Origin of the sequence: Devosia polycyclovorans (genome assembly GCF_042181575.1) — a bacterium.
GTDB lineage: Bacteria > Pseudomonadota > Alphaproteobacteria > Rhizobiales > Devosiaceae > Devosia > Devosia polycyclovorans.
In genome coordinates, this window is the sequence record NZ_CP170082.1 from 569089 (window position 1) to 595104 (window position 26016).

25 protein-coding genes are annotated in these 26016 nt (G+C 62.6%); 7 read left to right on the forward strand and 18 right to left on the reverse strand.

Features of this window, described 5'->3' with window-relative positions:
- Positions 1-73 precede the first annotated feature (73 nt).
- The 3 genes from ACE4RL_RS02905 to ACE4RL_RS02915 all read right to left on the reverse strand — a co-directional run bounded on the left by ACE4RL_RS02905 (position 74) and on the right by ACE4RL_RS02915 (position 3388).
- Positions 74-1354 (reverse strand): hypothetical protein, encoded by a 1281-nt coding sequence (locus tag ACE4RL_RS02905; RefSeq protein ID WP_375599035.1) that lies wholly within the window; start codon positions 1352-1354, stop codon positions 74-76.
- 74 nt (positions 1355-1428) lie between these two features.
- Positions 1429-2379: a DMT family transporter gene (locus tag ACE4RL_RS02910; RefSeq protein WP_375599036.1), complete on the reverse strand. Its 951-nt coding sequence runs from the start codon at positions 2377-2379 to the stop codon at positions 1429-1431.
- A gap of 79 nt (positions 2380-2458) precedes the next feature.
- Positions 2459-3388 carry a tyrosine recombinase XerC gene (locus ACE4RL_RS02915; protein WP_375599037.1) on the reverse strand — a complete coding sequence of 310 codons (930 nt, stop codon included), beginning with the start codon at positions 3386-3388 and terminating at the stop codon, positions 2459-2461.
- Between the two features lie 104 nt (positions 3389-3492).
- Here ACE4RL_RS02915 and ACE4RL_RS02920 point away from each other — a divergent pair, with 104 nt between their 5' ends.
- From ACE4RL_RS02920 to ACE4RL_RS02950, 7 genes are all read left to right on the forward strand, one after another.
- A complete protein-coding gene (locus ACE4RL_RS02920) occupies positions 3493-5661 on the forward strand; it encodes a primosomal protein N' (protein WP_375599038.1) in 2169 nt (722 codons plus the stop codon).
- Positions 5662-6120: 459 nt separating this feature from the next.
- Entirely contained in the window at positions 6121-6681 is a 561-nt protein-coding gene (locus tag ACE4RL_RS02925; protein ID WP_183311184.1) for a F0F1 ATP synthase subunit delta, read from the forward strand.
- Positions 6681-8216 (forward strand): F0F1 ATP synthase subunit alpha, encoded by a 1536-nt coding sequence (gene atpA, locus ACE4RL_RS02930; RefSeq protein ID WP_375599039.1) that lies wholly within the window; start codon positions 6681-6683, stop codon positions 8214-8216. The genes ACE4RL_RS02925 and atpA overlap by 1 nt, the downstream gene beginning before the upstream one ends.
- Positions 8217-8238: 22 nt before the next feature.
- The gene (locus ACE4RL_RS02935) at positions 8239-9126 is read left to right on the forward strand and encodes a F0F1 ATP synthase subunit gamma (RefSeq protein ID WP_375599040.1); all 888 of its coding nucleotides are present in this window, start codon (positions 8239-8241) and stop codon (positions 9124-9126) included.
- A 21-nt stretch (positions 9127-9147) separates the two neighbouring features.
- Positions 9148-10587, forward strand: a complete 1440-nt coding sequence (gene atpD / locus ACE4RL_RS02940; RefSeq protein ID WP_375599041.1) for a F0F1 ATP synthase subunit beta — start codon at positions 9148-9150, stop codon at positions 10585-10587.
- Between the two features lie 83 nt (positions 10588-10670).
- Positions 10671-11093, forward strand: a complete 423-nt coding sequence (locus ACE4RL_RS02945; protein ID WP_375599042.1) for a F0F1 ATP synthase subunit epsilon — start codon at positions 10671-10673, stop codon at positions 11091-11093.
- Positions 11094-11303: 210 nt separating this feature from the next.
- Positions 11304-13469, forward strand: a complete 2166-nt coding sequence (locus ACE4RL_RS02950; protein ID WP_375599043.1) for a methyl-accepting chemotaxis protein — start codon at positions 11304-11306, stop codon at positions 13467-13469.
- 1 nt (position 13470) lies between these two features.
- Here the strand turns inward: ACE4RL_RS02950 and ACE4RL_RS02955 are convergent, their stop codons facing one another.
- The 15 genes from ACE4RL_RS02955 to ACE4RL_RS03025 all read right to left on the reverse strand — a co-directional run bounded on the left by ACE4RL_RS02955 (position 13471) and on the right by ACE4RL_RS03025 (position 26011).
- Complete coding sequence (locus ACE4RL_RS02955) at positions 13471-14157, reverse strand: aspartate/glutamate racemase family protein (RefSeq protein ID WP_375599044.1); 687 nt, start codon at positions 14155-14157, stop codon at positions 13471-13473.
- A gap of 5 nt (positions 14158-14162) precedes the next feature.
- The gene (locus ACE4RL_RS02960; RefSeq protein WP_375599045.1) at positions 14163-14702 is read right to left on the reverse strand and encodes an RNA pyrophosphohydrolase; all 540 of its coding nucleotides are present in this window, start codon (positions 14700-14702) and stop codon (positions 14163-14165) included.
- 59 nt (positions 14703-14761) lie between these two features.
- The gene (locus ACE4RL_RS02965; protein ID WP_375599046.1) at positions 14762-15910 is read right to left on the reverse strand and encodes a divergent polysaccharide deacetylase family protein; all 1149 of its coding nucleotides are present in this window, start codon (positions 15908-15910) and stop codon (positions 14762-14764) included.
- Positions 15911-16038: 128 nt separating this feature from the next.
- Complete coding sequence (locus tag ACE4RL_RS02970) at positions 16039-17472, reverse strand: S41 family peptidase (RefSeq protein WP_375599047.1); 1434 nt, start codon at positions 17470-17472, stop codon at positions 16039-16041.
- Positions 17473-17479: 7 nt separating this feature from the next.
- A complete protein-coding gene (locus ACE4RL_RS02975; RefSeq protein WP_375599048.1) occupies positions 17480-18901 on the reverse strand; it encodes a murein hydrolase activator EnvC family protein in 1422 nt (473 codons plus the stop codon).
- Positions 18902-19003: 102 nt separating this feature from the next.
- Positions 19004-19486 (reverse strand): 23S rRNA (pseudouridine(1915)-N(3))-methyltransferase RlmH, encoded by a 483-nt coding sequence (gene rlmH, locus ACE4RL_RS02980; RefSeq protein ID WP_375599049.1) that lies wholly within the window; start codon positions 19484-19486, stop codon positions 19004-19006.
- 15 nt (positions 19487-19501) lie between these two features.
- Positions 19502-19894, reverse strand: a complete 393-nt coding sequence (rsfS, locus tag ACE4RL_RS02985; RefSeq protein WP_375599050.1) for a ribosome silencing factor — start codon at positions 19892-19894, stop codon at positions 19502-19504.
- Between the two features lie 190 nt (positions 19895-20084).
- A complete protein-coding gene (locus ACE4RL_RS02990) occupies positions 20085-20717 on the reverse strand; it encodes a nicotinate-nucleotide adenylyltransferase (RefSeq protein ID WP_375599051.1) in 633 nt (210 codons plus the stop codon).
- 3 nt (positions 20718-20720) lie between these two features.
- Positions 20721-22004, reverse strand: a complete 1284-nt coding sequence (locus tag ACE4RL_RS02995; RefSeq protein WP_375599052.1) for a glutamate-5-semialdehyde dehydrogenase — start codon at positions 22002-22004, stop codon at positions 20721-20723.
- The gene (gene proB, locus ACE4RL_RS03000) at positions 21991-23160 is read right to left on the reverse strand and encodes a glutamate 5-kinase (protein ID WP_375599053.1); all 1170 of its coding nucleotides are present in this window, start codon (positions 23158-23160) and stop codon (positions 21991-21993) included. The genes ACE4RL_RS02995 and proB overlap by 14 nt, the downstream gene beginning before the upstream one ends.
- Positions 23161-23162: 2 nt before the next feature.
- Entirely contained in the window at positions 23163-24206 is a 1044-nt protein-coding gene (gene obgE / locus ACE4RL_RS03005; protein ID WP_375599054.1) for a GTPase ObgE, read from the reverse strand.
- Positions 24203-24796 carry a GNAT family N-acetyltransferase gene (locus ACE4RL_RS03010; protein ID WP_375599055.1) on the reverse strand — a complete coding sequence of 198 codons (594 nt, stop codon included), beginning with the start codon at positions 24794-24796 and terminating at the stop codon, positions 24203-24205. The genes obgE and ACE4RL_RS03010 overlap by 4 nt, the downstream gene beginning before the upstream one ends.
- Complete coding sequence (locus ACE4RL_RS03015; RefSeq protein WP_375599056.1) at positions 24793-24954, reverse strand: GNAT family N-acetyltransferase; 162 nt, start codon at positions 24952-24954, stop codon at positions 24793-24795. The genes ACE4RL_RS03010 and ACE4RL_RS03015 overlap by 4 nt, the downstream gene beginning before the upstream one ends.
- Positions 24951-25472 carry a GNAT family N-acetyltransferase gene (locus tag ACE4RL_RS03020; protein ID WP_375599057.1) on the reverse strand — a complete coding sequence of 174 codons (522 nt, stop codon included), beginning with the start codon at positions 25470-25472 and terminating at the stop codon, positions 24951-24953. Before ACE4RL_RS03020 ends, ACE4RL_RS03015 begins: the two co-directional genes overlap by 4 nt.
- The gene (locus tag ACE4RL_RS03025; protein ID WP_375599058.1) at positions 25469-26011 is read right to left on the reverse strand and encodes a GNAT family N-acetyltransferase; all 543 of its coding nucleotides are present in this window, start codon (positions 26009-26011) and stop codon (positions 25469-25471) included. The genes ACE4RL_RS03020 and ACE4RL_RS03025 overlap by 4 nt, the downstream gene beginning before the upstream one ends.
- Positions 26012-26016 lie beyond the last annotated feature (5 nt).

Below are 26016 nucleotides of genomic sequence, written 5' to 3' on the forward strand. Positions count from 1 at the left end.
CGCCTGCGAACTGCGCCAAAAGAAAACGGCGGGACCCTGGGGTCCCGCCGTTCATCCTTGGGGCCCTGCCGTCCTAGCGCAGCGTGATCTTGCCGGCCTCGAACAGGGCGCGGCAGTCCGCGGCATCGCGCTCCAGATCGCTATCGAGCAGGGTCGAGGCCACGCCAGGGCCCTCGAAACGCGGGTCGTCACAAATGCCGTCATCGGCATAGGACGAGGAATTGTCGCCAAAACTGACCCCGGCGCTGTCATAGGGCGCACCCAGCACATAATCGGGCGCAAAGACCGGCTTGATCGAGATTTCGCCATTGGCTTCAAGGGCTTGGCAATCGGTCGCATCGCCCATCACGTCACTGCCCGAGAGCTTCTTGGCCATGCCGGGCCCGGTGAAACGCCAGTCATCGCACTGGCCATCATTGGCCCATTCAGAGGTATCCGAGCCATAATCGAATGCAACGCCCGGTCCGCCGCTGGATTTCAGCGTGGCGGTGCCGGCCAGGAATGCGGCGCGGCAGTCGCTGGCATCATGCAGCCGGTCGGAATCCAGCGTTTCTCCCGCCACGCCCGGTCCAGTGAAATCGGGATCATCGCATTCGCCATCATTGGCCCAGGTGCTGCTGTCATCACCGAAGTCAATGCGGGCCGCGATTTGTTCGAGCACGCTGGCGGAAACCGCAGTGACCGGCGCGGCGTCGGTCGCTGCCTCAGCCAGGGTGATGGTGCCATCTTCATAGGCCGTGCGGCAGTCGGTGGCATCGCGCCCGGTGTTGATGTCGTCAAGCTCGCTGGCCATGCCGGCCCCAGCGAAGCGCGGGTCGTCGCATTCCAGATCATTGGCCCATTCTGAAGTGTCGTCCCCGAAGTCAATATCGGCCATCATGGCCGGATCGCCGTCTCCAACAAGGGTGATGCTGCCCGCCTCATAGGCGGTGCGGCAGTCGGTGGCGTCGCGGCCAATGTCGACATCTTCCAGCTCGACGGCCATGGCAGAGCCGACGAAACGCGGATCGTCGCATTCGCCATCGCGGGCCCAATCAGAGGTGTCGTCGCCGAAATCGATGGCCGAGATATCGGCGCTGTCGCCGGTGTCCGGTTCTGCCAGGGTGATGGATCCGGCCTCGAGAAGCGTGCGGCAATCGGTGGCGTCGCGGGCCAGGTCAGTGTCGACGAGTTCTGCGGCCATGCCGGTGCCGGTGAAGCGCGGATCATCACATTCGCCGTCATTGGCCCATTCCGAGCTGTCATCGCCGAAATCGATGTCTTCGGCCGATTGCGCCAGGGCCGGTGCCGAGAGGCCGGCTAGAAGGACCAGCACCAGGCCAGACGCTCCCATGGTTTTCTTGCTTGCACGCATCACCCGTTCTCCCTCAACGCTTGTTGCCGCCTCATCGGGGCCACCATAGCGCGCCTTTGTGGCGTTCAGAAGTGTTAAAGCTCGGCCAGTTTGGCGCGATTGCGGGTCTCCAGCCAGGCGAACAGCCAGGACCCGAGCAGCACCATGGCGGTGCCAAAAGCGTGGAACAGCGTGAATTCCTCGCCAAGAATGAAGACGGCCAGCACGATGGTGACAATCGGGCCAAAAGAAGCGGTCGACGAGGTGGCGCGGGCGCCGATGCGCGCAATGCCGGCATTGAGCAGGAAGGATGGCAGAACGGTGCCGAATACGCCCAGCATCAGGCCGAGAAACCAGATGTAGCCGTCAAACTCGAGATAGCTGGCTGGTCCGTCCACGACCAGGCTTTGCCCGATTGCCAACATGGCTGCCGTCGACATGCCGATACAGGTGAACAGCGCGGACCCGAGCACAAGCATCTGCTGCTTGGCCAGGTGCTGGTAGAAGGCAAAGGTGATTGCCGAGCCCAGAACCAAAGCGGTCCCCAGGACGAGGCCCTCGGGACGGACTGTGAGGTTCCAGGCAAAGATCACCAAGAGTCCGCCATAGCTCAGCCCCATGGCCGGGATCAGGTTCCAGCTCATGCGGTCGCCGAAGAACCAAACACCAAAGAGCAGGACGAAGAAGGGATAGGTGAACAGCACCAGGCGCTCATACTGCGCGGTGACAAAGGCAAGGCCGGCGAAATCGAGATAGCTGGCCACGTAGTAGCCCAGCGTGCCGACGGCCATGCTGGCCAGAAGGCGTTTTGAGGTCAGTAGAGGCCGCAACTGCGGATTGCGCCGCAACAAGGACAACAGGATCAGCAAATAGACCGGCAGCGCCACGAGCATGCGCAAGGCCAGCGTCGCCTCGGTCGAAACGCCTGCGGCAAAGGCAAGCTTGATGAATATTCCCTTGGTCGAGAATAGAGCAGCGCCGACAAAGGCCAAGCCATACCCGGCGGCGTCGACGGCGGGAGCAGGGCGGGCGGGTCCGGTGGTCATCGGAGATCTTCCTTTGCCCCAGCATTAGGCCGGGCCCTGTCGCTTTGAAAGCCGGATAGCGGCGAACCGTCTACCCGGACTAGCCGCGCGGATGGGCTTTGACGTAGCTGTCGAGAAGGTGATCGGTATCGACGGCGGTGTAGATCTGGGTTGTGGAGAGGCTGGCATGACCCAGCAGTTCCTGGATGGCGCGCAAATCGCCCCCTTTGCCCAGAAGGTGGGTGGCAAAGGAGTGTCTCAGGGCATGTGGAGTCGCCGATGGGGGCAGGCCCAGGGCGCCGCGCAGCTGGGCCATGCGCATCTGGATCAGGCGCGGGGCGAGCACGCCGCCGCGCACGCCGCGGAACAATGGCTCTTCGGGCCAGAGCTTGAAAGGGGCGAGCGCAAGATAGTCGTCTATGGCCTGTCGCACCGGGGCGACCAGCGGCACCATGCGCACCTTGCCGCCTTTGCCGGTGACGCGCAGCGTATCGGTGTCCAAATCTGCCTTGGTTAGCGCCAGCGCCTCGGAAATGCGCAGGCCGGCGCCATAGCAGAGGGAAATCACCGCCATGTCGCGCGCGGCGACCCAGGGGCGATCCTCGATCTCGTCGGTCGTGGCAATGGTCTTTTTCGCCTCGACTACGCTCAGCGCTTTGGGCAAGGAGCGCGGAATTTTTGGGGTGCGGATGACGTTGAGGGCGTCGGTGGCCAAGGTGCCCTCGCGCTCAAGAAAGCCGAAAAAGCTCTTGAGGGACGACAATACGCGCGCCAGTGAGCGCGACCCCAGGCTTTCGCTGCGGCGTCTGGCCATGAAGGCACGGATATCGGCGCCGCGCAGCTCCTTCAACGAATCAAGTGTCACCGGACCGCCGATATGGCCGGCGAGAAAGGCCATGAACTGGCCCAGATCACGCCCATAGGCCTCCAGCGTCTTTGGCGCGAGGCGGCGCACCGAGCCCAGCTCGCGCAACCAGGCGTCGATACGGGCGCGGACAAATTCATCGGTGGCAAAGGCGCTGTCGGTCATGGCAGGCATTCTGCGTCTGTTCGGTAAAGCCGGTCTTAAGTCTGGGCCTAGCCGAATCGCGGTGCTTTCCTATCTAAAAGAGCATGCGAACAGAACAGGCACAAATGAGCGAGCGACCGGATATTGTCGCAGTGATGGTGGGGGTAGCCGTGGAGGGCCCCTACAGCTATCGCGTGCCGGAAGGGATGAGCGTTGCGCGCGGATCCATCGTGGCCGTGCCACTGGGGCCGCGGTTGATCCTAGGTGTGGTCTGGGGGCCGCCCAAAGACATGATTGCCCACAATCGCCTGCGCGACATCGCCCTGGCCTACGATGTGCCGCCTCTCTCCGAAGAACTGCTCAAACTGGTGGAGTGGGTGGCGCGCTATACGTTGACGGCGCCCGGTCAGGTGTTGCGTGGCGTATTGCGCTCGCCCGAGGCGCTCGATGCACCCAAGCCGGTTGTCGCTTATCGGCGGACCGGGCATGAGCCGGAAAAGCTGACGCCGGCGCGGCTCAGAGTGCTCGATTGCCTGATGGATGATATGGCATGGCCCAAGCCGGCCCTGATGGGGGCCAGCGGCGTGTCCAGTTCGGTCCTCGACGGGCTGGTGCGGGCCGGGGCGGTCGAGAAGATTGAAATTCCGCCGCCACCCGTGGTGCTGCCGCCAGACCCGGATAACAGCCCGGCACAGCTTAACCCCGAGCAGCAGAAGGCGCTGGACCAGATCCTGGCGCTCGACGCACGGGCCTTCGGGGTAGCGCTGCTCGATGGGGTGACCGGTGGCGGCAAAACCGAAGTGTTCTTCGAGGCGGTGGCCGATACGCTGCGCGCCGGGCGGCAGGCGCTGGTGCTGCTGCCCGAGATTGCCCTGACCAACACTTTTATCGACCGTTTCACCCGGCGCTTCGGCACGCGCCCGGCCGAATGGCATTCGGACATGACCCCGGCGCAGCGGGCCAAGGTGTGGCGCGGGGTGCTCGATGGCACGGTGCGGGCCGTGGTGGGCGCGCGTTCGGCGCTGTTCCTGCCGTTTCGCGAATTGGGCCTGATGGTGCTCGATGAGGAGCACGATGGCGCCTATAAGCAATCGGATGGCTTCACCTATCATGCCCGCGACATGGCCATTGTCCGCGCCAATCTGGCCGGGGCCCGGGTGGTGCTCTCCTCGGCCACGCCATCAGTCGAATCACGCAACAACGCCAATGTCGGCCGCTATGCCCATGTGACGCTGGAAAGCCGCTTTGCCGAGGCGGCCATGCCCGACGTCACGGCCATAGATATGCGCACCGACGGGCCGGAAAAGGGCGAGTGGATTGCCCCCGCCTTGGCAAGGGAAGTGTTTGCGGCGCTGGATCGGGGCGAACAGGCGCTGCTGTTTCTTAACCGACGGGGCTATGCGCCGCTGACGCTGTGCCGCTCCTGCGGGCATCAATATCAATGCCCGGATTGTTCAAGCTGGATGGTCGAACACCGCTTTCGCGGCGTGCTGATGTGCCATCATTGCGGGCACGAAATGCGCACGCCCAAGGTCTGCGGAGAATGCGGGGATAGCGAGAGCCTGGTGGCCGTTGGGCCGGGGGTCGAGCGGGTGGCCGAAGAAGCGGCGACACGCTTCCCCGACGCAAGGCGGGTTCTGCTTTCCACCGATATGGGCAGCCATGCCCAATTGCGCGAGCGGTTCAGCGAAATCGAGCGCGGCGAATATGACCTCATTATCGGCACGCAACTGGTCTCCAAAGGCCATCACTTCGAGAAGCTCTCGGTCGTCGGCGTGCTCGACGCCGATCTGGGGCTGGCGCATGGCGATCCGCGGGCGGCGGAGAAGACCTTCCAGATTCTGACGCAGGTGGCTGGACGAGCGGGCCGCGCCTCGCGGCATGGCAAGGCGTTCCTGCAGACCTACCATCCCGACCATCCGGTGATGAAGGCGATGGTTGGTGGGGATCGCGAGGCCTTTTATGCGCAGGAGCTTCTGGCCCGGGAAGCGGGTGGCATGCCGCCATTCGGGCGGCTGGCGGCGCTGATCATCTCGGCCAATGAACAGCAGGCAGCGATGGGGTTCGCCCGTACGCTCCTGTCTGCCGCACCCATGGCTGAGGGGGTGAGGTTGTTCGGACCGGCAGATGCGCCCGTCGCCATGATCCGCGGCCGCCATCGTGTGCGGCTGCTGGCCCAGTCGGGTAAGGACTTTGACCTCTCGGGCTATATGCGGTTCTGGCTGTCCAATGCCGATAAGCCGAAGGGCGACCTCAAGGTTCAGGTCGATATCGATCCGATGAGTTTTATGTAGCCGGTTTGCTGCAAGGCACGCTTCGTGCCGCTCAAGCGTCGCTCTCATGACCGTCTTCGCTTGAAAGTCTCCACCGGGGGGCATTCGTCCTTTGGGCCGGTTCCCGCCGTTCGAGCATAGCTCTCATGGCCTTCTCACCTGAAATCACCCACCGGGGAGATTTCGTCATTTGGGCCGGTTCCCGCCAGTCGAGCATAGCTCTCTTGGCCTTCTCACCTGAAATCTCCCCGCCGGGGAGATTTCGTCCGTTAGACACGGTTCGAAGTGCGACACTTTCGACATGATTGAATCACCCCCCGGAGCCTTGCGTGGCGCGCGCGGCTTGTGATAGAGCGGGCGCGACTTTTCAGGGGTCCGGCTCGCGGCCCGTTTCCGAGCACGTCCAAGCGTTCATAAGCCGTCCGGGTTTCGGTCAACGAAGCCTAAAAGAGGATCGGCCAACAAGAGGGTGAAGCGGCATTGGCAGCGCAGAATTCAGTGCTTACCCAGATTGCGCGGCCATATGCGTCGGCGCTGTTTGATCTCGCACAGAGCGAGAACCAATTGGCTTCGGTGGAAACCGGGCTTTCCGACATCTCCCGACTGATCGGCGAAAGCGACGATTTTTCGCGCTATTTGCGGTCCCCGGTGATTTCCGGCGACGTGAAAGCTGCGGCACTCGACGCGATTCTGGCCAAGGCTCAGGTCAACCCGCTGGTGGCCAATTTCCTGCGCCTGGTCGCCGCTAACGGGCGCTTGTTCGCCCTGGACAATATTATCGCCGTATTCCGCGAGCTGGCCGCTACCGCCCGCGGCGAGACCACGGCCGACGTCACCTCCGCCGCGCCCCTCACGGATGCGCAGGCCCAGGCCCTGGCTGAAACGCTCAAGGCCAAGCTGGGCAAGACCGTGACGCTCAATCAATTCGTCGATCCCTCGTTGATCGGTGGCCTTCAGGTGAAGGTCGGCAGCCAGATGATCGATAGCTCACTCAAGACAAAACTCGCTGCGATGAAAATCGCCATGAAAGAGGTCGGATAATGGACATCAAAGCCGCGGAAATTTCTGCGATCCTCAAGGACCAGATCAAGAATTTCGGCCAGGAAGCCCAGGTTTCCGAAGTCGGTCAGGTGCTCTCCGTCGGTGACGGTATTGCCCGCGTCTATGGCCTCGACAATGTGCAGGCTGGTGAGCTGGTCGAATTCCCCGGTGGCATCCGTGGCATGGCCCTCAACCTTGAGACCGACAATGTCGGCGTCGTGATTTTCGGCAATGACCGCGCCATCAAGGAAGGCGATGTCGTCAAGCGCACCGGCGCTATCGTGGACACGCCCGTGGGCCCGGGCCTGCTCGGCCGCGTGGTCGATGGTCTGGGTAACCCGATCGATGGCAAGGGTCCGATCGAGCACACCGAGCGTCGTCGTGTTGACGTCAAGGCGCCAGGCATCCTGCCGCGCAAGTCGGTGCACGAGCCAATGTCGACCGGCCTCAAGGCCATCGACGCGCTGATCCCGATCGGCCGCGGTCAGCGCGAGCTGATCATTGGTGACCGTCAGACCGGTAAGTCCGCGATCATTCTCGACACCTTCCTCAACCAGAAGCCGGCCCACGACGCCGATGCTTCGGATACCGACAAGCTGTTCTGCATCTATGTCGCTGTTGGCCAGAAGCGCTCGACCGTTGCCCAGTTCGTCAAGCAACTCGAAGAAGCCGGCGCTCTGCAGTATTCGGTGGTGATCGCCGCGACCGCTTCGGAAGCAGCCCCGCTCCAGTACATCGCGCCGTTCACCGGCTGCGCTATCGGCGAGTGGTTCCGCGACAATGGCAAGCATGCCGTGATTGCCTATGACGATCTGACCAAGCAGGCCGTCGCCTATCGCCAGCTTTCCCTGCTGCTGCGCCGTCCGCCGGGTCGCGAAGCCTATCCGGGCGACGTGTTCTATCTGCACAGCCGCCTACTCGAGCGCGCCGCCAAGATGAACGAAGACCATGGTCTTGGTTCGCTGACCGCGCTGCCGGTGATTGAAACCCAGGCCAATGACGTGTCGGCCTATATTCCGACCAATGTGATCTCGATCACCGATGGCCAGATTTTCCTTGAGACCAACCTGTTCTTCCAGGGCATCCGCCCGGCCGTGAACGTGGGTCTGTCGGTGTCCCGCGTTGGTTCGTCGGCTCAGATCAAGGCGATGAAGCAGGTTGCTGGTTCGCTCAAGGGCGAGCTGTCCCAGTACCGCGAAATGGCGGCTTTCGCCCAGTTCGGCTCCGACCTTGACGCTGCGACCCAGCGTTTGCTCAACCGTGGCGCGCGTCTGACCGAGCTGCTCAAGCAGCCTCAGTTCAGCCCGCTCAAGACCGAAGAGCAGGTGGCGGTGATTTTTGCCGGCGCCAACGGTTACCTGGACTCGATCCCGGTCAACAAGGTGAGCGATTTCGAGCAGACTGTATTGAGCGCGATGCGCTCCAAATACTCGTCCATCCTGTCGACCATCGCCACCGAGAAGGCTCTGAGCGACGACACTCGCAGCCAGCTCAAGTCCGCTCTTGACGAGATCAAGAAGACCTACGCGGCTTAAGCCCTGAAGGAGACGACAGGCCATGCCGTCGCTAAAGGACCTAAAGAACAGGATCGACTCGGTCAGATCGACCCAGAAGATCACCAAGGCCATGCAGATGGTCGCGGCGGCCAAGCTCCGTCGCGCCCAGGAAGCTGCGGAGGCCGCACGCCCCTATGCTGAACGCATGGGTAAGGTGCTGGCCGCGTTGGGCGCGGTCTATGATGGACAGGAAAATGCCCCGGCCCTGCTGGGCGGTACCGGCAAGGACCAGGTTCACCTGCTGGTGGTTGCCACCGGTGAGCGCGGTCTGGCGGGTGGGTTCAACTCGTCCATCGCCCGCTTGGCCCGCGATCACGCGCAAAAGCTGATCAGCCAGGGCAAAACGGTCAAGATCCTGACCGTTGGCCGCAAGGGCCATGACATCCTGCGCCGGCAGTATCCCGAACTGATCGTGGATACTTTCAACTTCCGCGAAGTCCGTCAGGTCGGCTTTACCCAGGCCCAGCAGGTCGCCGACAAGGTGCTTGAGCTGTTCGCCGCCGGTGAGTTTGACGTGGCAACGCTGTACTTTGCCAAGTTCGGTTCGGTGATCAGCCAGGTGCCAACGGCCCATCAGCTGATTCCGGCCAAGCTGGAAAAGCTGGAAGCCGAAGGCGACGTCAATGCGCCATCGGTCCCCTACGAATATGAGCCGAGCGAAGAAGCCATCGTCGAGGATCTGTTGCCGCGCAACATCTCGGTGCAGGTGCTGCGCGCGCTCCTCGAAAACAGTGCTTCGTTCTACGGTGCGCAGATGTCCGCGATGGACAATGCAACCCGAAACGCAGGCGAAATGATCAACAAGCTGCAGCTGAGCTACAACCGCCAGCGGCAAGCCCAGATCACCAAAGAACTTATCGAAATCATTTCGGGCGCGGAAGCGCTCTAACCCATCAGCGAGGACGAACAAATGGCAGAAAAGAAGGCCGGTCGCGTTTCGCAGGTCATTGGCGCCGTCGTTGACGTGGTGTTCGACGATCACCTGCCCGCCATCCTGAACGCGCTTGAAACCACCAATAATGGTCAGCGCCTGGTGCTCGAAGTAGCCCAGCATCTTGGTGAGAATGCCGTGCGCACCATCGCCATGGACACCACCGAAGGCCTCGTGCGCGGCGCCGAAGTGACCGATCTGGGCACCGCAATTTCGATTCCGGTTGGCGAAGCGACCCTCGGGCGCATCATGAATGTGATCGGCGAGCCGATCGATGAGGCGGGCCCGATTGCTGGTGAAGCGATCCGCGAAATTCACCAGGAAGCTCCGAACTTTGCCGATCAGAACCCCGAAAGCGAGGTTCTGGTGACCGGCATCAAGGTGGTGGACATGATCGCCCCTTATGCTCGTGGCGGTAAAGTTGGCCTGATGGGCGGCGCCGGCGTGGGCAAGACCGTTCTGATCCAGGAACTGATCAACAACGTCGCCAAGGCCCATGGTGGTTACTCGGTGTTCGCCGGCGTTGGTGAACGCACTCGCGAGGGCAATGACCTCTACCACGAAATGATCGAATCGGGCGTGAACAAGGACCCCAAGGAAAATGGCGGTTCGGCTGCTGGCTCCAAGGCAGCTTTGGTGTTCGGCCAGATGAACGAGCCCCCGGGTGCGCGTGCCCGTGTGGCGCTGACCGGTCTGACGATCGCCGAGAACTTCCGCGACAAGGGTCAGGACGTGCTGTTCTTTGTGGACAACATCTTCCGCTTCACCCAGGCGGGCGCTGAAATGTCGGCACTGCTGGGTCGCATTCCTTCCGCCGTGGGTTACCAGCCGACCCTGGCGACGGACATGGGTGCGATGCAGGAACGCATCACCACCACCAACAAGGGCTCGATTACCTCGGTGCAGGCCGTGTATGTGCCCGCTGACGACTTGACCGACCCGGCCCCGGCAACCTCGTTTGCCCACTTTGACGCCGTGACGGTGTTGAACCGTGCGATTTCGGAAAAGGGCATCTATCCTGCCGTGGATCCGCTGGCCTCAAACTCGCGCATTCTCGATCCGCACGTGGTTGGCGAGGAGCACTACCAGGTCGCTCGCGACGTGCAGGCGATCCTGCAGAAATACAAGGCGCTGCAGGACATCATCGCGATCCTGGGCATGGACGAGCTTTCTGAAGAGGACAAGCTGACCGTGGCCCGCGCCCGCAAGATCGAGCGCTTCATGAGCCAGCCCTTCGACGTGGCTGAAGTGTTTACCGGTTCGCCCGGCGTGTTCGTGTCGCTCGAAGACACCATCAAGGGCTTCAAGGGCTTGGTGGCTGGTGAGTACGATCACCTGCCCGAGGCAGCCTTCTACATGGTGGGCACGATTGACGATGCCGTTGCCAAGGCACAGAAGCTGGCCGCTCAGGCTGCCTAAGTTCGGATCGGGCCGCTTCGGCGGCCCGCCTCGTCATGGGGCCCGGATGAAAATTCGGGCTTTAATGCCAAAGGACCAAAAAAATGGCTGAAGGCCTCAAGATCGAGATCGTGTCGCCCGAGCGGCTGGTGCTGTCGGAAACTGTCACATCGGTTACCGTGCCCGGAACCGAGGGCTATTTCACCGTGATGAACGATCACGCGCCGTTCATGACGACGCTGAAGCCCGGCTTCATCACCGTGACCAAGGACAATGGCGCCGAAGTCTATTTCGTCAAGGGTGGCTTTGCCGATGTGTCACCCGCTGGCCTGACCATCCTGGCCGAACAGTCGGTGCCGTTCTCCGAGTTCGACCATGGTGACCTGCAGGCGCAGATCAAGGCAGCCGAGGAAGAACTGAGCCGGGCTGCAACGCCCGAAGACAAGTCCTATGCCCAGGAAGTGGTGTCGGCTCTGCTGAACCTGACCATCGAAGCCCAACATATCGATGGGGCGCACATTCATTAAGGACCTGGTGTCAGTTGAATAGTTCGCGGCCGTCCCGACTTTCGGGGCGGCCGTTTTGCTTCCGAATTGGGCAGCGCGCTCACTTGATATGCAAGTAGTTGTAAAATAACAGCTTTTTCTGGCGGTATACGTCCGGTTAACCCTTGAGGCGCATTCTCATCGTCCAGTGCGGGACTCCGGACAGAAGTCCGGTTTAGCGGGGACGAGAACATGACCAAGCTTCTGGGCAATCTGCGCCTGACTTTCGCCATTTCCAGCCTGACAATCGGCGCCATCATTTTTGCCATTGCCGCGGTGCTGGCCAGCCTGTTCATCAGTCTTAGCGGCTCGGTTGAGAGGGATGCCACCAAGGCGCTGACCAACACGACGCGCATCGCCGCTCAGATTTTTCAAGTCAATCTGCCCAGCCTTGAGGTGACGGTGGGCGAGGGTGGCAATGTGGAAGCCCTGACGGCGAGAAACATGCCCCGGTTCCGCAATCACAATGTCATAGATGCGGTGGCCGGCGTGTCAGGGGCGCATGCGGCGGTCTATGTGCTCGACCCGGAGGTCGGGCCCGATTTCCTTGTTGGCAGCACCAGCCTGGCCGATGCGGCGGGAGAGCGGCTGATGGAGATGCCGATCCAGGCCGGGACGCCGCTCTTCGAGACACTGAGCCAAAATCAGTCCACCCGCGGTGAAATGACCCTGGACGGGCATGATCGCCTGGTGCGCTATGAACCGATCGCTACCGCGGAGGGCCTGGTCATCGGTGCCTTGATGGTGGTGGTGGACAAAGCGCCCTTCGAAGCCTTGCTATGGCAGACCATGATGGTTCTGGGGGGCACCAGCCTTGCTGCGGTGGCCGCCGTGGCCTTGGTTGCCCTGCTTGCGGCACGTTACCTCACCCGTCCTATCCCCGACCTGGCCAGTTCCATGGATGCAATTGCCGAGGGCGACCTGGATGCCGTGGTGCCCTATACCGAGCGGCGCAATGAGATCGGGGCAATGGCCCGTGCCGTCGAGGTGTTCCGTGCCAATGGGCTCGAGAAGGCCGCGCTGGATGCGCAGGCCCGGCAGCACCTGGCGGAGGCCGCCGACCATACCGGACAATTGCAAGCCATATCGCGCAGCCAGATCGTGGTGGAGTTTGCCCTTGATGGCACGGTGCAGACGGCCAATGGAAATTTCCTCGATCTGCTGGGCTACCGCCTTGAGGATATCATTGGCCGGCCCAACGCCCTGTTCCTGTTCGACGCCGATCCGGACAGCGCTCAGTACAAGGCGTTCTGGCAGGAGCTGGCCCAGGGTGCGTTCAAAAGTGGTGAATATCGGCGTCGCGGCCGCGATGGCAGGGAGGTCTGGATCCAGAGTACCTTTACGCCCATCAGTGACGCAGAGGGCGTGCCCTATAAGGTGGTGCAGTTTGCAACCGACGTCACGGCCCGCAAGCAATCGGTTGCTGCCATCGGGGCAGGCCTCAAGCAGCTGGCCGATGGGGATCTCACCAGCACGATCGCGACGCCCTTCCCGCCAGAGTTCGAAGACCTGCGCGTGGCACTCAACGGTACGATTGCCCGTTTCGGCGATGTGGTTGGCCAGTTGCGCATGACCACGCGTTCCCTGCGCACGGCCAGCGGTGAGTTGCTGAGCGGCGCCAACGACCTGTCCGAACGCACCACGCGGCAAGCGGCCACGATCGAAGAAACCTCGGCGGCCATGGAAGAACTGGCCGGCACCGTGGCCAGCAATGCCGATATGGCCGAGCAGGCTGCAGGAAAGGCGGAAACAGTGGCCAAGGCCGCGGCAGACAGCGGCACGGTCATGGGCGAGGCCAATGGCGCGATGGAGCGGATCACGCAATCCTCAGCCAAGATCTCCAATATTATCGGCATGATCGACGACATCGCCTTCCAGACCAATCTGCTGGCGCTCAATGCGTCGGTGGAAGCGGCGCGGGCGGGCGATGCAGGCAAAGGCTTTGCCGTGGTGGCCGTGGAAGTGCGGCGCCTGGCACAGAGTGCGGCGCAAGCGTCCTCAGAGGTCAAGGCACTGGTTGAAAGGAGCGCCGAGGAGGTCAAGGGCGGATCGGGCCTGGTCGCGGCAGCCGCTGACAAGCTCAAGGCCATGCTCGACGCGGTCAAGGAAAACAGCGAGTTGGTTCGCAACATTGCCCGGGCCAGCCGCGAGCAGGCTGCCTCGATCGAAGAGGTGAATTCGGCGGTGCGCACTCTGGATCAGATGACGCAGCACAATGCGGCGCTGGTTGAACAGACCAATGCCGTGATTGCGCAAACTGAAAGCCAGACGCAGACGCTCGATACCATCGTGGATGTCTTCAAGCTCGGTGATCCGGACGAGGCGATTGGCTCCGACGAGGGGCGCCGGGCGGCCTAGCTCAATCCAGGGCCGCGCTCACCAGGGCCCGCGCGTGCAGGTCAGTGGTGTCATAGGTCGGCAGGGCGCTTGAACTGTCGTCGATCAGCATGCCGATCTCGGTACAGCCCAGGATGACGGCCTGGGCGCCGCGTGCGGCCATGCGGTCGATAGCGGCCTGATAGGTGTGCCGCGATTCCTCGCGCACGATGCCCTTGCATAGCTCCTCGTAGATGATGCCGTTGAGATTGGTGTGGTCCACCTCCGGCACCAGGACATCGAGGCCATGCGAGGCCAGGCGCTGCTTGTAGAAATCCATCTCCATCGTGAAGCGTGTGCCGAGCAGGCCCACCGTGTCATAGCCATCCCCGAGCAGGGCTGCGGCGGTCGGGTCGGCAATGTGGATGAAGGGAATATCGATCCCTTCGAGCATGACGTCGGCAACCACATGCATAGTGTTGGTGGCAAGGCCAAGCACGGCTGCGCCTGCCCGGACCAGACCCTGGGCTGCCGCATTCAACTGCCGGCCGGCGGCCTCCCATTCCCCGGCGGCCTGCATGGCCGCGATCGGCGCGAAGTCCAGAGAATGCATCAGGACCGGCGCTGAATGCAGGCCACCGAGCCGGTTGGCCGTTTCCTGGTTGAGGATGCGATAATAGTGGGCGCTGGATTCCCAGCTCATGCCACCGATCAGGCCGATCGTTTTCATGGGTCTCAAACGTGCGTGAAGCGTTGCGGAATGTCGCGGAAGGCTTCCACGACCTTTTCATAGGCAGAGCGTTTGAACGGCACGATCAGGCTGGGCGCGCGGCTCAGCTTCTCCCAGCGCCAGGCGCTGAACTCGGCCTCATGCTTGCCGCCGGCCGGTTCGGCCACGTCGATCTCATCGTCCGGACCGGTGAAGGCAAAGGCAAACCAGCGTTGGCGCTGACCGCGATACTTGCCGCCCCAGGCCTTGCCCAGCGCCTCGTCGGGCAAGTCGTAAAAAATCCATTCCGGCGCCTCGGCCAGCAGGCTCACCGAGGTCATGTTGGTCTCTTCGTACAACTCCCTCAGGGCCGCCTTGAGCGGGTCCTCGCCCTTGTCGATGCCGCCTTGCGGCATTTGCCAGGCCGAACCATGTTCGGCGGACTGATCAGGGTCGCCGGCCGCCTTGCGATGGCCGAGGAACACATTGCCATGGGCGTTGAACACGGCAATGCCCACGCAGTCACGGTAAGGCAGGGATTCTCGATCCGGGGTCTTGGACGTCATGGCTCGCTCAACTGCTTGGCACTGCATTCGGTTCGTTGCGACAGGATCCGGCGACAGTGCTACTTCATCAAAGCACTGGCGGGAACCAGCGCTATTCCCTTGGCATCCAATTCGCGGGACCATTCGGCCACCGCCTGCACCGATATGGGCAATGCACTGACAATACCAAGCGCGCTGCCGCTATCCATCGCTTCTGCCTCAAGGCTGGCAAGTGCTGAGAGAATAGATGCTCGGGCTGGGCTGGAATCGATTACCCGGCCGGCCCGGGCAAAGGGCACGCGATTGGCGCCGGCCATCTGGGCGGCAACCGAACGATTGGATGAACCATCATCGAGATAGCCCAAACCGCGGGCACCAAGCTCTTCCATGATCGGCGCCATGTCTGTGGCGGAGGCAGTAAAGCGGGCGCCCATATTGTTGATGACCCCGAAATAGCCGCCGAAGCGCGCCATGAGCCAGAACAGCTTTTCCAGGTTCTCGCGCGGTGTATCGCCGGTTAGCATGGTATGAGGGCCGGGATCGTTTTGCGGATAATCGAAGGGCTCGAGGGGGATTTCGAGCATGACCTCGTGCCCGGCAGTGCGCGCTGCGGCCACCGTGGTGGGGAGCGAACGTCCATAGGGCGCAAAGCCGAGTGTCACCTCCTGCGGGAGCTGGTCGATAGTATCGAGCGAGCCCTGCTCGTTGATCCCGAGCCCGGTGACGACAATGGCGATCATGGGCTGATTGGCCGCGAGTGCCGGCCCAGGCGCCCGGCGATAGGCCATAAATGGGGTCAACCCGGTCCCCGACATGCGGGGGATGGCGCCATGGGAGGTTTCTTCGCTGAGATCTGGCAGGATGCCAAAACCACCGGGCCTCTGGCCGGTCAATGGGGCCTCATCACCTGGCGCTGGCAGCGCCATGATCGAGCCGTCGGCCGGATATTGGCCCGGATCGACGGTTATCGTGGCGGGTCCGGCCGCCGCGCTCCGGGCAATTGTGTTGCCGTCGCGGGTCGAGGTGATGGCCACTTCCTGGCTCGGCCGCCCGCCGTCCGGGTCCTCAACCAGCACCAGGCGCAGGGCAACGCCGCCAAGGATAACGAGAATGGCGATGAACAGCAGGCGGGCGAGCGGGAAGTGGAACTTGGCCGCCTTTTCCCGTCTCTGGCGCCGGCGCCCGGTGAGCGGTGTGGACAGATCGTTGGCCATTGGCGCTTCACTCATCCCCAGCTGGATTCCGGCCCCGTCGCGTTCCCAAACCGCAGGACCATCGCCACGCTTCTGGCGGGTGCTCCATGCGGGATGCGGCGCGAATCAGCTTGGCCGCATCCCCAGTCTAGCATGGCGCCGGATCACTCGGCGCTGGGCGGATAGGCGGGGTCGGTTTCCTCACCCTTGATCAGCCGGATGGCATATTGCAACTGCGTATCTTCCGACTTGTCGGAAGGAACATATACCGAGGACCCGACGCTGGCTTCTTCCTGACCCTCTACGGTGATGTGGCCGTCCAGGCCGGCCTCGCCGATGATCTCATCGCGGCCCTGGAACTCTTCGGGCACCACCTGACGAACTTCGATGTCGGGAGTAATGCCGAGCGCCTGGATGGAGCGGTTATTGGGCGTATAGTAGCGAGCCGTGGTCAGCCGCATGGCGCCATCGGGACCCAGCGAAATGATCGACTGCACCGACCCCTTGCCGAAGGAGCGCGTGCCCACGAGGGTGGCACGCTTGTGATCCTGTAGGGCACCGGCGAGGATTTCGGAGGCCGAGGCCGAACCGCCATTGATCAGCACCACCAGCGGCACATCGGCGATGCGGGCATCGAGCGGATCGGGCGCCGCGTCGTAGCGGGCGCTTTCGTTTTCCGAACGTCCGCGGGTCAGCACAACGGCTCCGCGATTGAGGAAAGCGTCGGCGACATAGACGGATTGATCGACCAGGCCGCCGGGATTGTTGCGCAAATCCAGGATGATGCCCTTGGGCGGTACGTTCTCGCGCTCCTCGTAAATATCCTCAATAGCCCGCTCGATGCCGACAAAGGCCTGTTCCGAGAAACGCGCCAGGCGCAACACGGCGATATCGCCTTCGCCTTCGGTCTCGCCGCCTTCCATGCTCCAGCGCACGGCACGCATGGAGATGATGCCGCGGGTCAGTTCGAACTCAAGCGGTTCGTCCACGCCCTCGCGGAGAACGGTGATCATGACCTGGGTGCCCACTTCGCCGCGCATTTTTTCGACGGCCTCGTCCTGGGTCATGCCTTGAACCTGCTGGCCATCGATCTCGACGATCAGATCGTTGGAGAGAATACCGGCACGGGCGGCAGGGGTGTCGTCAATGGGCGAAACGACCTTGATCAGGCCTTCCTCCATGATGATTTCGACGCCCAGACCGCCAAACCGGCCAGAGGTATCCTCGCGCATATCGGCATATTCGATGGGCGGCAGATAGCCCGAATGCGGGTCGAGCGAGGTCAGCATGCCCTGGATGGCGGCGCGGATCAGTTCCTGTTCGTCCGGCGGATCGACATATTCGGCGCGGATCCGATCGAAGATTTCACCGAACAGGTTGAGGTCGGCATAGATTTCCAGCGGATCGCGCGGCGCGGCCGCGCGCTCGGCGGCGGTCGGCTCGGCTTTCTCGCCGCTCGGATTGGGTTCGGCCGGCTCTTCAACGGGCACAGGATCGGCTGGCGCCTGAGCGAGCAGTTGATCCTGAGCGATCAGCATGGTGGCGGGCACCAGCACGGCTGCGCCGAGGGCGGCAAGGCGAAGGGTGGTCAGGCGCATGGATTACTTATCCCGTCTGTTCTTGTCTGGCCCACCACCCGGCCGGGTCGAAAGGCTCGTTGTTTTCTCGCAGCTCAATATAGAGGGTCGGCTGGTCGTTTCCAGCATTGGTACTCACGGTTCGTCCAATTGTCCGTGATCCCATGGTTCCCAATGGTTCCCCCATTTGCACGAACTGACCAATATCGGCGGTGATATTGCCCAGACCTGCCAGCAGAGCGGTATAGCCGCCGCCAGTATTGAGAATGACGATCTGGCCATAATTGAGGTAGGGGCCTTTATAGAGGACCCAGCCATCGGCAGGGGCCAGCACCTGGGCTTCGGCCCGGGTGACGATGGATTGACCCTGGGCAATGCCACCACGCCCGTCATTGGCGCCAAAGTCGACAACGGTTACCCCGTTGGCCGGCTGGGTAAGATAGCCGCGGGCTAGCGGAAAAGGCACGGCAGGCTGGCTGCGGGCCGAGTCGGCAAAGGCCAGTTCGATGGCTTCGGGCGATAGCTGGGGCAGGTCAGGATCAGTGGTGGCCGGAGCCGCCGTGGCACCAGCAGCCGCGCGCGCAGAGAGGGCACCGATCAGCTCGCGCAGGGTGCTGGCGCGCTCTGCCAGGGCAACGGCTTCAGCCTCCTCGGCCTGGAGTTCGGCGCTCATCTGGGTGATGCCGGCCTTGCGTGCCGCGATCAGCGTGGCGATGCGCAACTGCTCTTCCTCAAGCACCTCGTGATTGGCCTTGAGGGTTTCTTCCTCGGCGAGGGCCGCGACCTTGATGTCGGTCAGGGCCTGAAGATCGGCCGCGACACTGTCGGCGCGATCGCGCAATTGCGGCAGGATTGACGCGATCAGCATGGCACCGCGCGCCGACCCCAGAGCATCACTGGGATCGACGATCAACGCTGGCGGCGGGTTGAGCGAGATGCGCTGCAGCGCTGCCAGCACATTGGAAATTTCCGTATCCGCCCCATCCAGTCGCCCGCGCACTTCGAGCTCACGCACAATCAATTCGGAGATGCGCTCCTCCACATCGGCGACCTCGATTTCGGCCAGCTTAACCCGCTGGGCCGCTGCGATCAGGGCCGCATTCTGCTGGGTCCGGTCACCTTCCATGGCCGCGATCTCGGCCTTGAGCGCGTCGATGCGCTCGCGGCTGAGTGACAGGGTCGCTTCGACTTCTTCAAGATCGGCAGCATTGTTGTCGGCCGGATCCGCAGTTTCGTCCGCAGGCGTATCCGGGTCATCGACAGGTGTCTGGGTGGCCGCTTCGCTGGCCGGGTCGAGCGCCAGCGACGGCCGGAGTTCTACCTCAGATGCCGCATCGGAAGCCGCACCCGGCGCGGTGTCGGTCTGGGCCAATAGGGGCCAGGCGGCCACGCCGGTCATCAGCGCGCCCGCCAGCAATGCCTTGATACGATTTGCCGGCCGCAAAGGCATGGCGTCTCCAGAACAGGGGCACTAACCCCGAATCAATTGCGGGCACTCTAGCAAGCACGCGGCAAACCGCCGGTTAACATTGCTTAACCATGCCGTGAGCGTTCAATCGCCGCGGTGGTAGGGGTGACCCGATAGAATCGTGGTAGCGCGATAGAGCTGCTCGGCCAGCATGATGCGTACGAGCTGGTGCGGCCAGACCATGGGCGAGAAGCTGACGACAAGGTCGGCGCTACGCACGAAATCGGGATCAATGCCGTCGGCGCCGCCGATGACGAAACCGACAGCGGGCCGTCCGTCATCGCGCCAGCGGCCGATCTGGCGCGCAAATTGTTCGGAGTTGATCGCCTTGCCGCGCTCATCGAGCATGACCGTGATGCCGTCGGGCAAGGCGCTGCGCAGAGCCTTGGCTTCTTCGGCCTTGCGGGCGGCGGCCGAACCGGCACGCGATTCATTGATTTCGGTGACGTCGAACCCGGTCAGGGCCAACGGCTTGCCACTGGCGCCGGCGCGCTCAAGATAACGGGCCACAAGCTCGCGCTCTGGCCCGTTCTTCATCCGGCCGATGGCCGCAATTGCAATGCGCATCTGGTCAGAAGGCGCCTAGTGCTGATCCGCGGCGAAGTCGGCCTGCCACATCTTCTCGATGTTGTAGAACTCGCGCACTTCGGGTCGGAAGATGTGCAGGATCACATCGCCGGCATCCACCAGAACCCAATCGCAATGCGGCAGGCCCTCGACGCGCGGCTTGCCATAGCCATTTTCGCGCAGGGCGTTGATGACCTGATCGGCAACGGCGCCGACATGGCGCTGGGAGCGGCCGGAGGTGACAATCATGTGGTCGGCCAGCGACGACTTGCCGGCAATGTCCACCGAGACCGTTTCTTCGGCCTTGGCGTCATCCAGCGTATCGAGAATGAGGTCGATCAGGAGTTTTTGCGCACCGGCCATGGCGGCGGGGGTGGCGGGGGCAGTGTTTTCGGGCAGTGCGGCCATCAGAAACGGCCTTCTGCCCATGCGAGTGCATGGGTCATGCGAGAGATGAGCATCCTTGGTTGTTGATCGGAATGTTGCGGCGTCGTGAAAACGGCAAGCCGTCTGTTCCTGTTCCGGTGACAATGATCACACTTGTTCCTGAATATGCGCTTTTATCGCGCAATTCGCAAGATCGGGGCGCCTCACAAGCTTAAGGCGCGCTTCGTGACGCCCTTATGGCAGAGGACGAGAGACCGGATTGCCGGCCTTGAAGGTAGATCCAGGCTGGCGCCCGGCACTGGGCCAGCAGTGTGGCGTCGGTCTCGTCGATTTGGGCGTAGTCGAAGGTGGCCGCCGCGCGCGAGGCCAGGGCGCGGCGGGAGGCGCCTGGGCGCACGTAAACGGCAATAGGCACGCGGGTGGCCATATCGCGCCAGCGCTGCCAGCGGTGAAAATCAGCCAGGCTGTCGGCGCCCATGATCCAGACGAAGCGCCGGTCGGGCAAGGTCGTGGTGAGAAACTCGATGGTCTGCCAGCTATAGGAAAAGCCGCGCTGGGCCTCGAAGCCGGTCACCCGGACGCGCGGATCGGTGACAAAAGCCCGTGCCGCCCGGACACGGCTTTCAAGTGAAGGCAGGCCGGTATTGTCCTTGAGCGGATTGCCCGGCGTCACCAGGACCCACAAGGCGTGCAGGTCCAGCCGGCGCAGGGTTTCTTCCATGACGAGGCGATGCCCCTCATGCATGGGATTGAAGCTGCCGCCGAACAGCCCGATGCGCATGCCCGGCGCGGAGGGTGGAATTTCGGTGATGCCGGGTATGCGAAGGGGTGTGCGCAGGGTCAAAAGTCAGGGCCTCGTCTGCCCGTTGCCGCGCACGCGATATTTGAAACTGGTGAGCTGTTCGACGCCCACCGGCCCGCGGGCATGCATCTTGCCGGTGGCAATGCCGATCTCGCCACCGAAACCGAACTCGCCGCCATCGGCGAACTGGGTCGAGGCGTTGTGCACAAGGATGGCGCTGTCGATTTCGTTGAAGAATTTTTCGACCGCTTCGGGGTCCTCTGTGATGATCGCTTCGGTATGATGGCTCGAATAGTGTTCGATATGGACGATGGCGGCTTCGATATTGTCGACCACTTTCACCGAAATGATGGCGTCTTCATATTCGGTCTGCCAGTCCTTTTCCGTGGCCTGGGTCGCCTCGGGGATCATCGATAACACCGTTTGGTCACCACGGATTTCGCAGCCCTTTGCCACCAGGGCATCGATGATGGGCTTCAAGTGTGTGCCGACCACATCCTTATGGACGAGAAGGGTTTCGGCAGCACCGCAAATGCCGGTGCGGCGCATCTTGGCATTGAGGGTGACGCTGACGGCCTTGTCGAGATCGGCGCTTTTGTCGATATAGACGTGGACCAGTCCTTCCAGATGCGCAAAGACCGGTACCCGGGCCTCGGCCTGCACGCGCGCCACCAGCGTCTTGCCGCCGCGCGGCACGATGACGTCGATATTGCCATCTAGGCCCTTGAGCATTTCCCCGACAGCGGCGCGGTCGGTGGTGGGCACCAGTTGCACGCATTCGACCGGCAGGCCTGCCAGATGGAGGCCGTCGAGCAGGCAATCGACAATAGCCCGGCTGGAATGAAAGCTGTCGCTGCCACCGCGCAGGATGACGGCATTGCCCGACTTGACGCAAAGCGCGCCGGCGTCAGCAGTCACATTGGGACGCGATTCAAAGATCACGCCGATGACCCCGAGCGGCGTGCGGACGCGTTCGATGTGAAGGCCGTTGGGCCGATCCCATTCGGAGATTACCGTTCCGACGGGATCAGGCAGGTCAGCAATGACCCTGACGGCCTCGATGATGCCGTCGATGCGCGCATCGGTCAGCAGCAGCCGGTCGAGAAAGGCCTTCGAAATACCCTTCTTTTCGGCGGCTTCCATATCCAGCGCATTGGCGGCCAGGATCTTCTTGCGATGCGCATTGATGGCGCCGGCCGCGGTCAGCAGGGCGGTCCGCTTCTGGTCGGGTGTCGCGATCTTGAGCGCGCTGGCGCCAATGCGCACATTGCGCCCGATTTCGGCCATCAGGGCCGCAATATCGGTGGTGGTGGCTTCAGCCAGGCTCATGGTCGGCCTCCAGATGCGGTTTGGTTTCAGTGTCGCCGCGCGCGCCGGTGAGCACGAGATTGTCGCGATGCACCATGGCGCCGCGATTGCCCGACCCCAAAAGTTCAATCACCGCTTCGCTATGCTTGCCAATGACCAGGCGGGCATCTTCGCTGTCAAAGCTGACCAGGCCCCGGGCGATCTCCTGGCCATCGGGGCCCAGGACAGCAATTGTATCGCCCCGCTCAAAATCGCCGGTGATCTGGGTGACGCCGACCGGCAGCAGCGACTTGCCCAGGCTGAGCGCGCGCGCTGCGCCGGCATCGACGCGGACAGTGCCGGCGATGGCCAACGTCCCCATGATCCAGCGTTTTCGCGACTGGGCGCGGGTCGTTGCAGGCTCGAACAGGGTATGCTGACCACCTTCGATCAGGCGGGCCAGCGGGTGATTCTCGGTCCCCTTGGCAATGATCATGGCTGTTCCGGCCTGGGTGGCGATCTTGCCGGCCTCGATCTTGGTGGTCATGCCGCCGCGCGAGAGATGGCTGGCTGCTCCACCGGCCATGGCTTCAATCGCCGGGGTGATCGCCTCGACCACGGGTAGATGGCGGGCGTCGGGATCCCTGGCAGGCGGCGCAGTATAAAGGCCGTCGACATCGGAGAGCAGCACCAGCAGGTCAGCCTCGATCATGGTGGCGACGCGAGCCGAAAGCCGGTCATTGTCGCCATAGCGAATTTCGGCCGTGGCGACGCTGTCATTCTCGTTGATGATGGGAATGGCGCCCAGGCCAAGCAGCGTCTGGATGGTGGTGCGCGCATTGAGATAGTAGCGCCGCTCTTCGGTGATATTGGGCGTGATGAGGATTTGCCCGGTGACGATGCCGTGCTGGCCCAAGGCCTCGGCCCAGGCCTGAGAAAGGGCAATCTGGCCCGCGCTGGCGGCAGCCTGGGACTGTTCGAGCGTCAACGACAGGGCGGAGAGGCCAAGCAGGCTGCGGCCCAACGCGATGGCACCGGAGGAAACGATGACGATCTCCCGGCCTGCCGCCTTCAATCCGGCGACATCCTGGGCCAGCCCGGCCAGCCAATCGGCGCGTAGCCTGCCGCTCCTGTCGACCAGTAGGGCCGAGCCGATCTTGATCGTGATGCGGCGATATTTGGCAAGGGGACCAGTCACGCTCACGGCGTCCATTTCTCTTCGGTCTTGCGGCGCTCGGCTTGTTCTTTTTCGGCCTTCTCGGCATCGAGAACATTGAGCACGTCGTAGAGGACCTGTTCGACACCCTGACCAGTGGCGCCGGAAACCAGTCGAATTTCGCCTTTCGACACTTTCTTGAGCGCCTTGACCTTGGCTTTGAGCTCGTCAGGTGTGAGCGCGTCGACCTTGTTGAGGACCACGATCTCAGGCTTTTCGGCCAGCACATCGGCATAGGCAGCCAGTTCGTATCGCACCGCGTCGTAGGTATGGGCGACATCCTCATTGGTGCCGTCGATCAGGTGAATGAGCACGCCGCAACGCTCAATATGACCCAGGAAGCGATCACCAATGCCAATACCCTCGCTGGCGCCTTCGATCAGGCCGGGAATGTCGGCCAGCACGAATTCGCGTTCCCCGATCCGCACGACACCCAGGTTCGGGTGCAGCGTGGTGAAGGGATAGTCGGCAATCTTGGGCTTGGCAGCGGAAACGGCGGAGAGAAAGGTGGACTTTCCGGCATTGGGCTGGCCCACCAGGCCCGCATCGGCGATCAGTTTCAGCCGGAGCCAGATGCCTTTTTCAACACCCTCCTGACCGGGATTGGCCCGGCGCGGCGCCTGGTTGGAACTGGTCTTGAAATAGGCATTGCCAAAGCCGCCATTGCCGCCCTTGAGCAGCACGATGCGTTGGCCGACTTCAGTGAAGTCGGCGATCAGGGTTTCCTGGTCCTCTTCGAAGATCTGGGTGCCCACCGGTACGCGCAGCACCACGTCTTCGCCATCGGCACCAGTGCGGTTCTTGCCCATGCCATGTACGCCGGTGCCCGCGCGGAAATGCTGCTGGTAGCGAAAGTCGATCAGCGTGTTGAGGCCATCGGCGCATTCAGCGATCACATCGCCGCCGCGACCGCCATTGCCGCCATCGGGACCGCCGAATTCGACGAATTTTTCGCGCAGAAAGCTGACGGCGCCAGCGCCGCCGGATCCGGATTTTATGTAGACCTTGGCCTGGTCGAGAAACTTCATGCCTTGCTTGTGCCTTCCAGCACCTGGTCTGTCGCGCTTGCCGCCTGAGAGGCGGCTGGCCAGCGTTGCTGGAAACGCGCGCGTGTCAATTGGGTGTCGATATGCTCCAGCTCGGCGCCGCGCGCAAGGCAGAGCAGGACAGAACGGCCCGTTTCGGTAAATCCAAGCTGGCGCTGAATGGCCAGTGAAGCCGTGTTGAAATGGAAAACACCGGAGTGGATGGCCGCGGCCTCGCTCGCCTTGAAGAACCAGCGGACCGCCGCAAATGCGGCTTCGGTCATGATACCACGACCCCAATGCGGCTTGCCCAGCCAGTAGCCGAGAATGGCATGGCCGCCCTGGGGCTGAAAGCCGATATGTCCAACATAGCCTGTGCCCGCCAACTCAATGGAAAAGCTGGTCTGGTTGGGCGCCTGGCTGGCCTGCTGGGTTGCAAGCCAGGCCTGTGCATCACTGAGGTGATAGGGGAAGGGAACGCGCGCCAGATTGCCGGCGACCTCGATGTCGTTGAGGTAGCGCGCTATGGGCTCGGCATCGCCCATTTGGGGCGTGCGCAGGATCAGCCGCTCCGTCAGCAAGGTGGGGGTCATGCCTGCCACTCCATGACCAGGAGGGGGAGGCCGATGGTGGTGGCCGCCTGAAGCACCCCGACGGCCGCCTCTGGCGCAAAGCCTTGCCCCCGATGAACCGGGCCAAGCCGGTAGCCCAGCGCCCTCGGTTTATCGTCGTGGAAATTGCGGCCGATCATCGCTTCTCCTCCTGACCAATCCAGCGCTCACGCGTCAGCCGGGTCAATACATGGGGCACATTGTGTTGCAAGGCATGGGAAAACCGCATGTCCCGCCCCACTTCCACGAAGCCCAGCTTGGACTTGACGCGAAGGGATGGGTGATTGTCGTGATGGGCGCTGGCCGAAATATGGCCGCGATCGCTGGTGGAGAAGTACCAGTTGATGACCGCGCGTGCGGCTTCTGACGCATAACCCCTGCCCCAATACGGCCGGGCGATCCAAAACCCCAGTTCATGATGGAGCGCAATGCAGCCGATCAATCCGCGTCCGGGCAGATCGATAATGAACGTGGATTTGTCCGGCCCGTTCTGCGGCGCAAGCCGCAGCCAGTCATTGGCCATGGCCAGGGTAAATGGGAAAGGCAGGGGTGTCAGCCAGCGGGCGACGGCAAAGTCGCTCACGCCAAGGGCGAAGTGGGGAGCATCGCCAAGTTGGGCCGGCCGGAGTAAGAGGCGGGATGTGCAAAGTTCGATCATCTTTGGTCAAACTCCAGCCGCATCTGCATGACCTTGCGGCCGACCAGCGTACCGCTTGTGTCGATATCTTCGCCAACCTCGAGAAAGCCGAGTTTCTTGAGCACCTTGCGAGAACCATGATTGTCAAGGAGAGCGCGTGCGCGCAGCCCCGCTGCGCCTGCTGTGCGTGCCGCTGCGACGACCGCCAGGCCAGCCTCGGTCGCGAAGCCGTTGCCCCAATGGCGTTCGCCCAGCCAATAGCCCAATTCCGGCAGGCGGCCAGGCAGCATGTGCAGGCCCATCACGCCGATGAAACCACCATCGTGCTCGATGGCCCAGGCATATTCGCTGTCGCCCCGTGCAATGGTTTCCACAAAGAAGCGGCCATCGCTTTCGCCATAGGGATAGGGCAGGCGCGACAACACCGCATGAATGGCTTTGTTATTGGCCAATACGGCCATTTCCGGAACATGAGCCAGTGTCGGTGCGGCCAGCACAAGACGCGCGGTGCGAATTGCGGTGGGCAGGCGGTCCTTGAGGGCGGTCGCGACGATGGTCATTTGCA